The sequence below is a fragment of the Pseudomonas sp. 9.2(2024) genome (genome assembly GCF_039695385.1).
GTDB lineage: Bacteria > Pseudomonadota > Gammaproteobacteria > Pseudomonadales > Pseudomonadaceae > Aquipseudomonas > Aquipseudomonas paraglycinae.
Genome location: NZ_CP155585.1, coordinates 381,721 through 395,940, shown reverse-complemented (window position 1 = coordinate 395,940; position 14,220 = coordinate 381,721). Strand labels below are relative to the sequence as shown.

General features: G+C 62.6%; 11 protein-coding genes. All 11 read right to left on the bottom strand.

Annotation, left to right across the window (positions count from 1 at the left end; translation table 11 throughout):
• Window positions 1–46: 46 nt before the first annotated feature.
• Window positions 47–1,498, bottom strand: a complete 1,452-nt coding sequence (locus ABFB52_RS01750) for an efflux transporter outer membrane subunit (RefSeq protein WP_129973982.1) — start codon at window positions 1,496–1,498, stop codon at window positions 47–49.
• A complete protein-coding gene (locus ABFB52_RS01745; RefSeq protein WP_085613328.1) occupies window positions 1,495–2,565 on the bottom strand; it encodes an HlyD family secretion protein in 1,071 nt (356 codons plus the stop codon). Before ABFB52_RS01745 ends, ABFB52_RS01750 begins: the two co-directional genes overlap by 4 nt.
• An 18-nt stretch (window positions 2,566–2,583) precedes the next feature.
• Complete coding sequence (locus ABFB52_RS01740; RefSeq protein WP_129973983.1) at window positions 2,584–4,119, bottom strand: MFS transporter; 1,536 nt, start codon at window positions 4,117–4,119, stop codon at window positions 2,584–2,586.
• A gap of 102 nt (window positions 4,120–4,221) precedes the next feature.
• Window positions 4,222–5,139, bottom strand: a complete 918-nt coding sequence (locus ABFB52_RS01735) for a LysR family transcriptional regulator (protein WP_039773030.1) — start codon at window positions 5,137–5,139, stop codon at window positions 4,222–4,224.
• Between the two features lie 58 nt (window positions 5,140–5,197).
• Complete coding sequence (locus ABFB52_RS01730) at window positions 5,198–6,064, bottom strand: ABC transporter permease (protein WP_085608535.1); 867 nt, start codon at window positions 6,062–6,064, stop codon at window positions 5,198–5,200.
• Window positions 6,065–6,084: 20 nt separating this feature from the next.
• Window positions 6,085–6,945, bottom strand: coding sequence for an ABC transporter ATP-binding protein (locus ABFB52_RS01725; protein WP_129973984.1), 861 nt, complete (start codon window positions 6,943–6,945; stop codon window positions 6,085–6,087).
• 5 nt (window positions 6,946–6,950) lie between these two features.
• On the bottom strand, window positions 6,951–7,976 hold the full coding sequence (locus ABFB52_RS01720; RefSeq protein ID WP_007957722.1) for an ABC transporter substrate-binding protein: 1,026 nt from the start codon (window positions 7,974–7,976) through the stop codon (window positions 6,951–6,953).
• An 18-nt stretch (window positions 7,977–7,994) separates the two neighbouring features.
• The gene (locus ABFB52_RS01715) at window positions 7,995–8,891 is read right to left on the bottom strand and encodes a TauD/TfdA family dioxygenase (protein ID WP_129973985.1); all 897 of its coding nucleotides are present in this window, start codon (window positions 8,889–8,891) and stop codon (window positions 7,995–7,997) included.
• A 386-nt stretch (window positions 8,892–9,277) separates the two neighbouring features.
• Entirely contained in the window at window positions 9,278–10,645 is a 1,368-nt protein-coding gene (locus ABFB52_RS01710; RefSeq protein WP_011331851.1) for an HlyD family type I secretion periplasmic adaptor subunit, read from the bottom strand.
• Complete coding sequence (locus tag ABFB52_RS01705) at window positions 10,635–12,791, bottom strand: type I secretion system permease/ATPase (protein WP_064382650.1); 2,157 nt, start codon at window positions 12,789–12,791, stop codon at window positions 10,635–10,637. Before ABFB52_RS01705 ends, ABFB52_RS01710 begins: the two co-directional genes overlap by 11 nt.
• Before the next feature lie 34 nt (window positions 12,792–12,825).
• Window positions 12,826–14,178 carry a TolC family outer membrane protein gene (locus ABFB52_RS01700; protein ID WP_102688570.1) on the bottom strand — a complete coding sequence of 451 codons (1,353 nt, stop codon included), beginning with the start codon at window positions 14,176–14,178 and terminating at the stop codon, window positions 12,826–12,828.
• Window positions 14,179–14,220 lie beyond the last annotated feature (42 nt).

The following is a 14,220-nucleotide window of genomic DNA, read 5'->3' as shown; positions in this document are numbered from 1 at the left end:
AGCGGGGATTAGCGTCAAGCGAAAGGCCATCATTCGGGTGGGAGAATCAACGCTGCGCCATCTCCCCCACCGGATACACCGACTCCCATCCCCCACCCAACGCCCGGTACAACCCGACCATCGCCAGTGAAACGCCGGTGGAGCTTTCCACCCATTGTTCCTGGGTGGCGAGCAGTGCGCCTTGCACGGTGAGGACGTTGACGAAGTCGACCACGCCTTCGACGTATTGCTGTTGTGCGGTGCGCAGGGCGATCTGGTTCTGGCGCACGGCTTCGGCGAGGCTGTCGCGGCGGCGCTGGCTGGCGTTGTAGGCGGTCAACTGGTCGTCGATTTCGTGCCAGGCGCGCAGGACGGTCTGTTGATAACCGATCGCCGCTTCCTGCTGTTGGGCTTCGCGCAGTTGCAGCACGCCGCGCAGGCGGCCGCCGTCGAACAGCGGCAGGCTGAATTGCGGGCCGATGCCGAAGGCCCGTGAGCCCCAGGAGCCGAAATCACTGAGCTGCATGGCTTGCGAGCCGAGATTGCCGGACAGGGTGATGCGCGGATAGAAATCGCCCTTGGCCACGCCAATGTTGGCGGTGGCGGCATGCAATCGGGCTTCGGCCTGGCGGATGTCCGGGCGGCGTTCGGCCAGTTGCGACGGCAGGCCGATGGCGACGGTCAGCGGCGACTGCGGCACCGGCGCATCTGTGGATAACTCTTTCGCCAGCGCCTGCGGCGGTTCGCCCATCAACAGGCTGATGGCGTTGATCAGTTGCGCCTGACGTTGTTCCAGTGCCGGCAGTCGCGATTCGATGGCCGCCACTTGCGCGGCCGCTTCGGCGACGTCGAGATCGGTGGCCACGCCGTCGTTGAGGCGCAGTTGCGAGAGCTTCAGGCTGTGCCGTGCGACATCGAGGTTCTGCTCGGTGACGGCGCGGGTGTTCTGCACGCCGCGCAGCTGAATGTAGTTCTGCGCGGTGTCCGCGAGTACCGCCAACAGCACGCCGCGACGGTCGTTTTCCGCGACTTCGAGATTGGCGTCGGCGGCTTCGGTCTCCCTGCGTACGCGCCCCCAGAAGTCCAGCTCCCAGGAGGCGGAGAAACCGGCATCCCACAGGTTGAAGGCAGAATCGCCGTTGTGCCCGGACGGGTCGTTCAGGCCCTCGCCGCTGTTGCGTTTGCGTGCGTAGCTACCGGTGGCGACAGTCGTAGGATAGCGGTCGGCGCTGATCACCTGACGGGCAGCGCGGCTTTGTTGCAGACGGCTGCTGGCCAGTTGCAGATCGAGGTTGCTGCGCAGGGCGCGCTGGGTCAGGGCCGAGAGTTGCGCGTCGTGAAAGACTTCCCACCAGCGCTCGTTCAACGGTTCGCTGACAGCCTGGCTGACGGCAGTTTTTGACGGTTTTGCCCACTCGGCAATCTGCGTGGCTTCGGGTTTCTGGAAGTCCGGGCCGACGGTGCACGCCGCCAGCGCCGACAGACTCAGGACCACTGTCAGGGAATGAAAGCGCTTCATCGCTGTGTCACCTCACGCACCGACGTCGCCGAGCTTTCGGTGTCGATGCTCGCCTCCACCGACATCCCCACCCGCAAGCGTTCGGCCAGCGGCTGGCCCGGATCCAGCAGGACCTTCACCGGAATCCGCTGCACGACTTTGGTGAAGTTGCCGGTGGCGTTGTCCGGTTTGACCGCCGCGAAAGTCACGCCGGTCGCCGGGGCAATGCTCTCGACGCGGCCGGTGAGGGCTTCGCCGCCGAGGCTGTCGACCCGCACCACAACGTCCTGCCCCGGCTGCACATCGGTGAGCTGGGTTTCCTGGAAGTTGGCGACCACATAGGCCTGCTTCAGCGGCACCACCGCCAGCAGTTTGCTGCCCGGTGTCACATAGGCGCCGACCCGCACGGCGCGCTCGCCGATCATGCCGTCCTGGGGCGCGGTGATGCGCGTGTAAGACAGCTCGAAACTGGCGATTTCCAGCGCGGCCTGAGCGTGTTTCAAACTGCCTTCGGCGGCATCGCGCTGCGCCGTCAGAATCTCGACCTGTTTACGTTCCGCCGCCAGTTTCGCGGTGGCCGTGTCCAGCCGCGCAGAGGCCTGATCGATCCGGGTGCGCGCCTGTTGCGCGTTCTGCACGGTGCCGGCACCGACGCCGGCCAAGTGGTTATAGCGGTTCAATTCCTGCTGGGCGAAGGCCATTTCAGCCTTGGCCGAAACCACCGACGCCTGCGCCTGAGCGATCACCGAGGTCTGGCGCTCCAGCGTGGCCTTGGCGTTCTGCAATTGAGCGCGGGCGACCAGGGTTTGCGCATCGGCGGCCTCGGCGGCGGCGCGCAGGTCGCGGTCATCGATCAGCGCCAGCAACTGCCCGGCCTTGACCTGCTGGTTGTCTTCCACCAGCACCTCTTTGATGAACCCCGCCACACGCGGCACCACCAAGGTGAAGTCGGCGGAGACAAAGGCGTCGTTGGTGTTCTGCTGCGTGCGCTTGCCGAACAGACCGGGCATCGCCAGATACACCAGCACACCGACCGCCAGCGCAGCGGCCACAGCCACCGCGAGTTTTTGCTTTGCTTGAGTCGTCATAAAAACCTTCTGTTCCAGTCAGGTTGGCGCGCGCGGCGGATAGATCCGCGTCGGCAGCCAGAAATTCAGCAGGATCAGCGCCACCGCGACGCCGGCCATGCACAGATAAAGATCCGAAGAAGTCAGCACCACCGCCTGTTCGTGCAGGCGATGGGCGAGGCCGGGGTCATTGCTCGCGGCCAACGGCGAGTTGCCGAGACGATCGACCAGCATCGTCGAGTGAAAATGCAGGCGCGAAGTGGTCAGCGCTTCGATCACGCCAGTGGCGACCACCGCCGCCAAGCCTTTCACGGTGTTGAACCAGGCCGAGGCGAACGGCCCGTCCTGGGGCTGGATGCTGCCGGTCGACAGCATCAGCAACGGCAACACCGCCATCGGCTGGCCGAAAATCTGCAGCCATTGCAGGACATAGAAATCGTCGCGAATCCATTCCGAGGTCAGCTGCGATCCGCCCAGGCACGACAACGTCAACATACTCAAACCGATGCCGAGCACCCAGCGGCAATCGACCCAACGCAGGTTGCACAACGCCGCCACCAGCGGCAACGCGATCAACTGAGGTAACGCCGCGATCAGCATGATCGGCGCGGTCTGTACCGGCCGGTAACCCTGCACCTGAGCCAGATAACTCGATGGAATCAGCACCACCGCCAACAGGACCACCAGCACCCCGGCCAGCGTCATCAGCGCGAACGACAGGTTGCGGATGCCGAGCATCTGCAACTTGAAAAACGGAATCGGCTGCGACCATTCATTGATCAGAAATGCCACCAGCAACAGCGAACCGGCGCCGAGCAAAGCGCAGATCAGGTTCGACTCGAACCAGTCCAGGCGATTGCCTTGCAACAGGCCGATCACCAGCATGCAGATCGCCGGAAAGCCCAGCAGCAGGCCTTTCCAGTTGAACGACTTGAGGCGTTCCAGACGCAGCGGATCCTGCGGCAAGCCGTACGCAACAGCGGCCATGGCGATCAGGCACGGCACGATGATTTGCCAGAACGTCCACTGCCAGCCGACGTACTCAGTCCACAGCCCGGCCAGCGGCGTACCGAGACCAGGGCCGAAGGTAGCGGTCAGGGCATAACCGGCGAGGCCATACAGTTTGATATTGGCCGGTAGGAAACGCAGGGCAACGGTCATCAGCATCGGCGGCAGCGCACCGCCGGCCAAGCCTTGCAGGATGCGCATCAGCAGCAGGCTTTCGTAGTTCGGGGCGAACGGGCAAAGCACCCCGAGCAGGGTGAACACGCCGATGGCGCACAGGGTGAAGCGACGAAGGGAAAAGGTCACCGAGCACCACGGCGCGAACGCCATGGCCGCCACCGAGGTCGCGGTGTAACTGGCGACCAGCCAGGTGCCTTCGTCGTAACCGATGCTCAGGGCGCCGCGAATGTCGGCCAGGGCGACCTTGGTCACCATCTCGTTGAGACCCGACACCAGCACCGCCAGCAGCACACCGACCAGACCGATGATGATCCGCGCCCCGAACACCGGTGGCGCGGCTGCCATCGGAGCGGTAGCGGCAATCGGTGCCGTGACCGTCAGGGATGTCATGCAAGCAAACTCCGGAGGGAAAAATACCGGAGCATGTTAGTAGGGCTTAGTGCTGACGAAAATTGACTTATTGGCAGCTTATAAGTGCGCCAGACGCAATCGTCAGGGCTGTGCCGCCAGCCAGGTTTCGTCGCAGCAGGTCTTGAGGGTTTCACGCAGCCAGCGGTGGGCCGGATCCTTGTCGAAACGCGGGTGCCAGGCCTGGGTCAGCATCAGGGTCGGCAACGGGACCGGCAGATTGAACGAGCGCAGCTTCAAGCCCAGCCGCCGCACGCTGAGCAGCGCTTCCTTGGGCACCGGCAAAATCAGGTCGGAGTCCGGCAGGGCGAACATCGCCGCGTGGAAACTCGGCGCAATCACTGCCACCCGTCGCTCCAGCCCCAGGGCATTCAAAGCGGTGTCGATGGGCCCACGGGCGATGCCCCGGCGGGACATGCTGATGTGGGAAAAACCGGCGTAACGTTCGGCCGTGATCTCGCCATCCAGCAGCGGATGATCCTCGCGCACCAAGCCGACGAAGTGGGTGGAAAACAGGTTCTGCACTTTGACTTCCGGCGTCACCGGCCGGGTGTTGCTGACACTCAGGTCGATCCGCCCTTCGCGCAGGGCTTCATCGTCGCCATCACCTTCGGGAACGAAACGCAACTCACAGTGCGGCGCCAGTTGATCGAGGGTGTCGAACAGCTTGCCGCCGTACACACCGACGAAGAAGTCGTTGGCGCGAATGCTGAAGCGCCGGCGCAACGTCCCCAGTTCCACCGCATCGGCCGAGCGAAACAGCAGCGCCGCCTGCTCGACCACATCGCGCACCTGCTCGCGCAGTTCCAGGGCCTTGGGCGTCGGCACCAGGCCGCGACCGGCGCGCACCAGAATCGGATCGCCAATGGCTTCGCGGATCCGCGTCAGCGTGCGGCTCATGGCCGCCGGGCTGAGGTTCATCCGCCGCGCGGCGCCGACCACGCTGCCCTCGTCGAGCAAGGCGTCGAGGGCGACCAACAGGTTCATGTCCGGGAGTTGCATGCTGAGCACTCGTGACCGATCAGGATTGATTCGCACGCAATGCTAGCAGATCAGAAAATCAGCGCTGCATCCCCCAGCGTTTCACCGTCACCCGCTCCAGCGTGTCGAATACCAGGTTCTCCACCAGCAGACCGATGAGGATAACCACCGCCAGACCGGCAAACACCTTGTCGGTGTACAGCTCGTTGCGGTTCTGGAAGATGTACCAGCCCAGGCCGCCCTTGCCGCTGGTGGCGCCGAACACCAGTTCGGCGGCGATCAGGGTACGCCAGGCGAAGGCCCAACCGATTTTCAGCCCGGCGAGGATCGATGGCAGCGCCGCCGGAATCAGGATGAACAGCACGAAGCGCATGCCCTTCAAGCCGTAGTTGCGCCCGGCCATGCGCAGGGTTTCCGAGACGCCGAGAAACCCGGCGTAAGTGTTCAACGCCAGCGCCCACAGCACCGAATGCACCAGCACGAAAATCAGGCTGTTCTGGCCCAGCCCGAACCACAGCAACGCCAGCGGCAACAGCGCAATCGCCGGCAGCGGGTTGAACATCGATGTCAGGGTGCTGAGCAAATCCCGACCGAATTGGGTCGAGACCGCCAACGTGGTCAGGGCGAAGGCCAGGACGATACCGATCAGGTAACCCTTGAGCAGCACCACCAGCGAGATCCACACCTTGCCCAGCAGTTCGCCGCTGAGCAGGCCGTCATACAGCGCATGACTGGTCTGCAAGAAACTCGGCAACAGCAAATCGTTGTTCTGCACCCGGGCCACCACTTCCCAGAGCACAGCGAGCAGAATCAGGATCACGCTTTTGCGCAGCCAGCCCTGTTGCCACAGGCGCTGGCCCAGCGGCAGCTCGCGCTCCACCGGGACGCTGGTCAGCGGTTGCAGATCGTTTTCGAATTCTTGACGTACGGATGATGAATGGCTCATCGGGCAATCCTCCAGGCGGCTCAATAAGCGATGCGGATATCGGTGAAATCCAGTTCGCGCTCGGCTTCCGGCGACTGCCCTTCATCGAACAGCAAACGGTGAATGCGCCGTGCCGACTCTTGAAACGCCACGCCGCCAAGGCTGTGCAAATCGTATTGATGACTGTGCACTTCCGCCCTCACCCGGCCCGGGTGCGGCGATAACAGCAGGATGCGATTGCCGACCACCAGCGCTTCTTCAATCGAGTGGGTGACGAACAGCAAGGTGAACCGCACCTCCTCCCAGAGCAGCAGCAATTCCTCCTGCATCTTGCGGCGGGTCAGGGCATCCAGCGCGGCGAACGGCTCGTCCATCAGCAGGATTTTCGGCTGCATCGCCAGCGCCCGGGCAATCGCCACCCGCGCTTTCATGCCCCCGGACAAGGTGTGCGGATAGGCATCGGCGAACGCCGCCAGACCGACTTTTTCCAGATAATGCAGCGCACGCTCTTCGGCTTCCTTTTTCTTCAACGTGCGCGAAGCCAGCAGCGGAAACATCACGTTCTGTTTGACGGTTTTCCACGGTGGCAGTTGATCGAACTCCTGAAACACCACGATCCGGTCCGGCCCCGGCGCGTCGACGCGCTGGCCTTGCAGACGGATCTCGCCCTCGCACGGCGCTATGAACCCGGCGACGGCTTTGAGCAAGGTGGATTTACCGCAGCCGGAAGGACCGAGCAGCACGAAGCGATCCTGTTGATCGACTTCGAAACTGACCTGATGGGTGGCCCGCACGACGCGCTGCGGCGTGCGGTATTCGAGGCTGACCTGGTCGACCGCCAGCAGCGCTTGCGCGGTGGCGATCGGGTTGCTGGCCGCGTGGCCTTGAAAAGGGGCGTTCATGTCGATCAGCTCCCCTGCAACGGTTTGGCGTCCTGGAAGAAGTAGTCCTTCCACGATTCGGGTTTGTTCTTGATCGCGCCGACGCGGTAGAGGAATTCGGCGAGCGGGTAGGTGTTTTTCGGCGTGACGCTGAATTCGAACTGCGGGTTGTCGATGATTTTCAGCAGCGCGGCGCGGTCGATCTTGGCCTTGGTCACGCGGATGTAGGTGTCCGCCGCCGCGCCTTTATCGTTCTGCGCAAATTGCGCGGCTTCGGTCAGCGCTTCGACGAACGCCTTGTAGGTTTTCGGGTTCTCGTTGCGGAATTTCTCGGTGGCGAACAGCACGGTCGGCGAGTTCGGGCCGAGCACGTCATAGGAGTTGAGCACCACGTGCACATTCGGATTTTCCAGCGCCTGATCCTGGAACGGCGGGTTGGAGAAGTGCCCGGTCAGCTCGGTGCCGCCGGCAATCAGCGCAGCGGTGGCGTCCGGGTGCGGAACGGCGATGGTGTACTTGTCGAGGCGATTGAATTCCTTGTCGCCCCACTGCTTGGCCGCCGCGTATTGCAGGAAGCGCGACTGCACGGAAACGCCCACTGCCGGCACCGCAATGCGGTCCTTCTCGGTGAAGTCGGCGATGGTTTTGACCTTGGGATTGTTGCTGACGAGGTAGTACGGGAAGTTCCCCAGCGAGGCCACGGCTTTGACGTTCTGCTTGCCGTGGGTGCGATCCCAGATGGTCAGCAGCGGCCCGACGCCGGCGCCGGCAATGTCAATGGAGCCGGAGAGCAGCGCATCGTTGACTGCCGCACCGCCGGACAACTGGGTCCAGTCGACCTTGATGTCGAGGCCTTCCTGCTTGCCGTACTTCTCGATCAGACCCTGATCGCGAACCACGTTGAGCAATAAATAGACGATGCCGAACTGTTCGGCGATGCGGATTTCACCTTCGGCGTGGGCCACGGTCGGCGCCACCAGGCTGCCGGCGATCAGGCTGAAACCGAGGCCGATGGCCGCCGCCAGCGGTGCGAATGGAAGACGTTTGGACATGATCGGATCTCCGGCGAATCAGAAAGGCGCGTCGCCCTGAATGGTGGTGCGATACAGCTTGCGGCGCAGGTGCGCAGGGCAACCGGCGGCAAGGTGGATCAGCGAGCGGTTGTCCCAAAACACCAGGTCGTGTGGCTGCCATTGATGGCGATAGATGTTCTGCGGCAGCACGCTGTGGGCGTAGAGCTCGTCGAGCAGTTGTTTGCTCTCGTCTTCCGGCAGGCCGACGATGCGGGTGGTGAAGCCTTCGCTAACGAACAAGGCCTTGCGGCCGTTTTCCGGATGGGTGCGGACCACCGGGTGCACGACCTCGGCGACCTGGGCCAATTGCTCCGGGGTCAGGGTCGGGCGCCAGTTGCCTTCGAATTTGGTTTCGCTGTAACGCGCGGTGTAGGAATGCGCAGCCGAGCGGCCTTCAACGGCTTTGCGCAGGGCGTCGGGCAGGCTGCCCCAGGCTTTGTGCATGTCGGCAAACAGGGTGTCGCCGCCTTCGGACGGCAGCTCCTGGGCGTGCAGCATCGAGCCGAGGCTCGGCAGCTCTTTATAGGAAAGGTCCGAGTGCCAGAACTTGCCGGCATCACCGAGGCCGATGTTCTGGCCGTTCTCGACGATGTTGGAAACGATGAGGATTTCCGGGTGATTGGCCAGCAGGAACTGCTTGAGCACGTGGATCTGCAACACGCCGAAGCGGCGGCTGAAGTCGATCTGCTGTTGCGGGGTGATGCGCTGGTCGCGGAACACCACGACGTGGTGATCGAGGTGCGCGCGGTGGATGCGGGCGAAGTCTTCGTCGTTGACCGGACGGGTCAGGTCGAGGCCGATGATTTCGGCGCCGACGGCACCGCTGAACGGGCGGATCTCGAAGGTTTGCGGCGCGACAGTCGCGGCGCTTGGGGTAGCAGTAGCTGCGGACATCAATCAATCTCCCACGCACGGCACGCTCAAGGGCGCGCGCGTCGATCAGAAACTCACGCTGGATTGCGTGTTGGTTCGTGTCGTGCGGCGCGCCGATTGGTCGGCAGGTACGCAGGAGGCTGACTTTATAGCTATAAGAAGCGGAATTTAAATACTTTTAACGAATAACGATATGGCGATTGCTTTGGAATGGACTGGATGGTGAGTGACCATTTGTGTCACTTACTGACAGGGATGTGGTGTTCAAACTGACGCCATCGCTGGCAAGCCAGCTCCCACAGGGAGCTCGGTTAGAACACAATTGTGTGCTCATTAAAGAACTCTGTGGGAGCTGCGGTGCGACGATTCGACTTGCCAGCGATGAGGCCCGAAAGGCCAATAAAGATCTAGCGTTCGTGCAACGCCTCGGCCCGCGCCCGGATGATCGGCTTGAGCAGATAGCTCAGCACGGTCTTCTTGCCGGTGATGATGTCCACCGACGCGACCATCCCCGGGATGATCAGCAACGGCTTCTCGTCAGTGCCGAGATGGCTGCGCTCGGTGCGCAGCTTGATGACGTAATAGGTGGTTTTCTTGTCTTCGTCGGTGATGGTGTCGGCGCCGATCTGTTCCAGCTTGGCCTTGAGCCCACCGTAGATGGTGTAGTCATACGCGGTGAATTTCACCGTGGCTTCCTGACCCGGATGCAGGAACGCGATGTCCTGCGGGCGGATCTTCGCTTCGACCAGCAGCGTGTCGTCCAGCGGCACGATTTCCAGCAGGTCACTGCCCGGCTGGATCACGCCGCCGATGGTGTTGACCAGCATCTTGTTGACGATGCCCCGCACCGGCGAGGTGACGAGCGTCCGGCTGACCCGGTCTTCCAGCGCCTTGCCGGTGGCCTGGGCCTTGTTCAGGTCGGTGCGCGCCTCGTTGAGCTGGGTCAGGGCTTCGCTGCGGAATTTGCCGCGGGTCTCGTCAATCTTGCGCTGCACTTCCTTGATCGCCGATTCGGCGCGCGGGATTGCCAGCGTAGTGGCGTCGAGCTGACCACGGGTTTCCACTTCGGCACGCTTGAGTCGCAGCACTTCCACCGGCGACACCGCGCCCTGGGCCACCAGCGGCTCGGACATGTTGATTTCCTGACGTTGCAGGCCGAGTTGCTGGCGGTACTGCGCCTGCTTCGAGGTGAACTCACGCAGCTCTTGCTGACGCTGGATCAACTGTTCCTGCAAACCACCGACTTCATCGTGCAGTTGCTGACGACGGCTGATGTACAACGATTCTTCACTTTTCGCCTGACCCGGCACGGCTTTGAGCACGTCCTCGGGGAAATTCAGCGGCCGGTCATCGACCTCGGCACTCAGGCGCTCGACCCGCAGCAGCATCGACAGGCGATCAGCCTCGGTTTCACCGACGTTGGAGGCGAATCGCGTGTCATCCAGCCGTACCAGCGGTGCGCCGGCCTCGACGATCTGGCCTTCCTTGACGAACAGCTCGGAGACGATCCCGCCCTCGAGGTTCTGGATTTTCTGGATCTTCGACGAGGGAATCGCCTTGCCGTCGCCCTTGGTCACTTCGTCGATGACGGCGAAGTTGGCCCACAGCATCAGGAACACGAAGAAGCCGATGATTGCCCAGATCGTCAGGCGCACCACGCGCGGCGCGTCCTCGATCAAGGCCTTGTTGACCTCTGGCAGCGGCTGGCCCTGCAGCGATGCCGAGCCCTTGAAGTAGCGGCGGATCGAATCCTTGAAACCCGACTTAAGCAACACTGATCTGCCCCTTCTTCAACGCTTCCATGACGGCCGCTTTCGGACCGTCGGCGAGGATCTGTCCACGGTCGACCACCAGCAGGCGATCGACCAGCGACAGCAGCGATGCCCGGTGCGTCACCAGCACCACGGTCTTGTTTTCCACCACCGCCGCGAGGCGTTGCTTGAGGCGTTCTTCGCCGGTGTTGTCCATGGCGCTGGTCGGTTCGTCGAGCAAGAGAATCGGCGGATTGAGCAACAGCGCCCGGGCCAGGGCGACGTTCTGGCGCTGACCGCCGGACAGGTTCTGCCCGCGCTCGCCGACTTGCAGTTCATAACCCTGCGGGTGCAGTCGGGCGAATTCGTGGACGCCGGCCAGTTCAGCGGCCTGCAGGACAAGTTCGTCTTCGACGTAACGAGCGCCGGAAATCAGGTTGTCGCGCAGGGTGCCGGCCAGCAGCTGGATGTCCTGCGGCACGTAGCCGATGTTGTAGCGCAGCTCGCTGACGTCGATCTGTCGAATGTCGACGCCATCCACCAGCAACGCACCATCGTCCGGCTGATAGAGGCCGACCAGCAGTTTCGCCAGTGAGCTTTTGCCGGAACCGCTGCGGCCGATGATGCCGATCTTCTCGCCGGGACGGATCACCAGGTTGATGTTCTTCAGCGCCGGGTTCTGTTGCTCCGGGTAAGTGAAGCTGAGCTGGCGGCATTCGATCGCGCCTTGCAGCACCTTGCGGCTCAGTGGGCGTTCTTCGAAATTGCGCTCCTGAGGCAACTCCATCATCTGGTCGACCGAGGTCATGGTCACCCGCGCCTGCTGGTAGCGGGTCAGCAGACCGGACAACGACGCCAGCGGGCTGAGGGCGCGGCCACTGAGCATGTAGCAGGCGATCAGGCCGCCCATGCTCAGGTTGCCGGCGATGATCTGGTACACGCCGAAGACGATCATGATCACCCCGGCCAATTGCTGGATCAGCAGGGTGATGTTCATCGCCAGACCGGAGAGCATTTTCACCCGCAGCTCGAGGCGGCTGAGGGTGCCGATGGTTTGCTCCCACTGATATTGGCGCTCGCTTTCGGCGTTGTTGACCTTCACCGCGTCGAGGCCGGCGAGGGTTTCGATCAGGCTCGACTGACGCTCGGCGCCGAGGGCCATGGTGCGCTCCATGGTTGCCACCAGCGGCTTCTGCAACGCGTAGCCGATCAGCAGCGCAATCGGGAAGGCCAGCACCGGAATCCACACCAGATGCCCGCCGAGAATCGCGATGACAATGAAGATCAGGATGGTGAACGGCAGGTCGATCAGGCTGGTCAGGGTCAGCGAGGCGAGGAAGTCACGCAGGCTCTGGAACTCGTGGATGTTCTGGGCAAAGCTGCCGACCCGCGCCGGGCGGTATTTCATGGCCATGCCGACGATGCGTTCGAACAGCGTGGCGGAGATGATCAGGTCGGTTTTCTTGCCGGCCAGATCCAGGCACAGGCTGCGCAGGCTCTTGAGGATCAGGTCGAACAGATAGGCGCCGGTGATGCCCAGCGCGAGCACCCACAGGGTCGCTTCGGCCTGGTTCGGCACCACGCGGTCGTAGACGTTCATCACGAACAGCGGCGCGGCCATGGCGATGATGTTGATCAGAAAACTGGCGGCGATGGCGTCGGCATACAGCCAGCGCGAACGCTTGAGGGTGTCGCGAAACCACGAGCGCGCGCGCGGGATCAGCGTGCCGTGGTTGACGTCGAATTTGTGCTGGGGCTGGGCGAAAAACACTTTGCCGGTGTAGTCGTCGGCCAGCAGCTCGCGGCTGACCAGGGATTCACCGCCGTCGCTTTCGCTGAGCAGCACCCGCGCGTCGTTCTCACCCTGCCAGCCGAGCAGGACGGCACTGCGGCCATCCTTGAGCAGCAACAGCGCCGGCATGGCAATCGCCGGAATCTCTTCCAGCTTGCGCTGCAGCACCCGTCCTTGCAGCCCGGCGCGCGCCGCCGCACGGGGCAGCAGCTCGACACTCAGGCGTTGTTTGGGCAGCGGCAGGCCGGTGGTCAGCATCGCCGCGCTGGCGGGTTTCTGGTGGAGCATGCAAAGAGCGAGCAGACCGTCCAGTAACGGATCGTCATGCAACGCGCGTGGATCATGACTGAGATGAACTCGACTGACTTCTGATTCCACGCTCGACACTCTTTAGCAGTTGAAAAGGGACAACTCAATTCATCCCAGGCAGCTGAACCTTGGGCTTAACGTCGTTCTGCACAACGGATGCCAAGGGTGCGACCACTCCCTGGCTCTTGAGCAATTCGCCCATGGTCGCCTTGATTCGATACTGAGTAAATAACTGAATGTTTTTGATTTCAGCCAGACGCCGCGAAGCGGTGAACAGCTCGTTTTCACTGTCGAGCAAATCCAGCAGGGTACGTTCGCCGAGGCTGAACTGACGCTGATATGCGGTGCGCACCGAGGTGCTGTGATCAACGTACTGCTGAGCGATCGGCACCTGAGCGTTGGCGTTGTTCAGGGCGTTCCAGGCCAGGCCCAGTTCTTCATTCAATTGACGCAAGGCGTTGTTGCGGATGTCCAGCGCCTGGTTCGACAGGTACGACTTGGATTCCAGGTCCGCCTTGTTGCTGCCGCCCGAATACAGGTTGAAGCGCATGCGCAGCATGGCCTGCCATTCGTTGTTGTGACCGTTCTGGCCGTCGAGGTCGTTGTCGGCGGTGCGGCCCAGCTCGGCGTCGAAACGCGGGTAGAAGGTCGACTTGGCAGTCTCGTATTGCTTCTCGGCCGCGGCGATATCGGACTCGGCCGAACGCAGGATCGGGCTGTTTTCCAGCATCTGCTGGCGCGCTTCATTCAGGTTGGCCGGCATCATCGCCATGAACGGCGCCGGACGCTCCAGCTGATCGGGCATCTGGCCGACGGCGCTGAGGAAATTGGTTTCCGAGTCGGCGAGGTTGGTCTGCTCGGTGATCAGGTTGTTGCGGGCCTGGGCCATCCGCGCTTCGGCCTGATCGAGGTCGGCACCGCTGCCGACGCCGCGCTGGGTGCGCAGCTGGATCTGGTCGTAGATGCGCTGGTGGCTCTTCAGGTTTTCCTCGGCCAGACGCACAAACTCACGACGGGTCAGCACGTCCAGGTAAACCTGGGCCACGGTCAGCGCAGTGCGCTCGGAAGTGCCGAGCAAGGAATACGCGCGGGAGTTGACGGTGGCTTGTTGACGCCCGACTTCGCTGGACGTCGCAAAACCGTCAAAAACCATTTGCGACAGACGCAAACTTGACTCGCTGCGGTTCAGGGTTTCCCAGTGATTGCCACCACCGGCGGCACGGGTGGTCACGCTGTCGGTGCCTTCACGGCCATAACCGCCCAGCAGATCGACCTTGGGCAGGTATCCACCTTTTGCAGCCTTTAATTGATAATCCGCGGCCAGTCGGCTGTTGACCCCTGCCTGGATTTCCGGATGGACATCCAGCGCCTGCTGCATGGCTTCTGGTAAGGATTGTGCTTGTACGAAAGACGCGGCGAGAGCGAAGGGTAGAGCCTTGAACAGGTGCGAACGCATGGTAAAGATTTCCCAGAACTTCTTGTCTTGAATCACAGCAAA

Coding starts and splice junctions, on each gene's coding strand:
- ABFB52_RS01715 (WP_129973985.1), bottom strand. CDS start 8,891: ATGTCCGCAGCTACTGCTACCCCAAGCGCCGCGACTGTCGCGCCGCAA.
- ABFB52_RS01725 (WP_129973984.1), bottom strand. CDS start 6,945: ATGAACGCCCCTTTTCAAGGCCACGCGGCCAGCAACCCGATCGCCACC.
- ABFB52_RS01700 (WP_102688570.1), bottom strand. CDS start 14,178: ATGCGTTCGCACCTGTTCAAGGCTCTACCCTTCGCTCTCGCCGCGTCT.
- ABFB52_RS01740 (WP_129973983.1), bottom strand. CDS start 4,119: ATGACATCCCTGACGGTCACGGCACCGATTGCCGCTACCGCTCCGATG.
- ABFB52_RS01735 (WP_039773030.1), bottom strand. CDS start 5,139: ATGCAACTCCCGGACATGAACCTGTTGGTCGCCCTCGACGCCTTGCTC.
- ABFB52_RS01720 (WP_007957722.1), bottom strand. CDS start 7,976: ATGTCCAAACGTCTTCCATTCGCACCGCTGGCGGCGGCCATCGGCCTC.
- ABFB52_RS01730 (WP_085608535.1), bottom strand. CDS start 6,064: ATGAGCCATTCATCATCCGTACGTCAAGAATTCGAAAACGATCTGCAA.
- ABFB52_RS01750 (WP_129973982.1), bottom strand. CDS start 1,498: ATGAAGCGCTTTCATTCCCTGACAGTGGTCCTGAGTCTGTCGGCGCTG.
- ABFB52_RS01745 (WP_085613328.1), bottom strand. CDS start 2,565: ATGACGACTCAAGCAAAGCAAAAACTCGCGGTGGCTGTGGCCGCTGCG.